This window comes from Acetobacterium fimetarium (assembly GCF_014284475.1).
Lineage (GTDB): Bacteria > Bacillota > Clostridia > Eubacteriales > Eubacteriaceae > Acetobacterium > Acetobacterium fimetarium.
The window spans coordinates 1-1,068 of record NZ_WJBC01000074.1; the positions used below are offsets into that span (position 1 = coordinate 1).

Genomic DNA, 1,068 nt, shown 5'->3' on the forward strand with positions numbered 1-1,068 from the left:
AAAATTAACAAACGATGGTAATAACGAAGGGCTTGAAAAATATGAAGAGAGTTTGAAACAGAAGACAAAACCATATTTTTTGTGGAAACTGGAATTTGCTAAGATATTTAAAGAAAAAGGCGGGTTTGATATTGTAATTGGAAATCCGCCGTATGGGGCAAAATTCTCAAAAAAAGATAAGCAATATTTAGCCGCAAAGTATCCAACGGTACCTGATTATGAGTCAGCAAATTATTTTGTGGAAAAGGGATATGAGTTGCTACGTACAAGTGGTGTGTTGTCATTTATTATACCAAATATGTTTATGTCAAACGTTTTTGCGAAAAAATATCGCGCTACTTTAGTAAATAGTTGGTCGTTTTTAGCAATTGATAATTTGTCTTCCATTGAAGTCTTTGACAGCGCAAAAGTGAGAAATTGCATAATATTATTCGAGAAAGAAAGGCTTGATTTTGAAACCAAGCTGACGAAGTTGACTATTGTCAAAAAAAACATAGCAATTAGCAAAGAAAAGAAGGTTTCAAAAGAAAAACTGATTGAACTAATTGATAATTGGTTGAATATATTAGAACAAAGCGAAGAACAGCTTATTATTTTAAAAAAAGTGTTAGAGAATAGCACCCCTTTAGGAGAATTGGCAGAAATATCACAAGGCTTAATACCGTATGATAAATATAGAGGTCATACAGAAGAAACGATCAAGAATAGGATTTGGCACGCAAGTTATCAAAAGGATCATACTTATCGTAGAGAACTTGCGGGGAAGGATGTTGATAGATATTCAGTAAAATGGAACAATGAAAAGTGGATAAGTTACGGTGAGTGGCTAGCTGCACCTAGAAAACAGGAATTTTTTACATCACCTAGAATATTAATCAGAGAAATAACGAATCCCAAAATTTTGGCTGGTTATACAATTGATGAATATTATAATACCCCGTCAATAATAAACTGTATTAATTTTACAGTAAACACTAATTATATTTTAGGTATTGTTAATTCTATGTTAATGACATTTTACCATAAGCTTTCTTCGCCTAAATCTAACAAAGGGATTTTTCCAAAAAT

General features: G+C 31.9%; 1 protein-coding gene. It reads left to right on the forward strand.

Features of this window, described 5'->3' with window-relative positions:
- The coding region (locus GH808_RS15130) for an Eco57I restriction-modification methylase domain-containing protein (protein ID WP_186843605.1) at nt 1–1,068 on the forward strand (1,068 nt) is incomplete at both ends.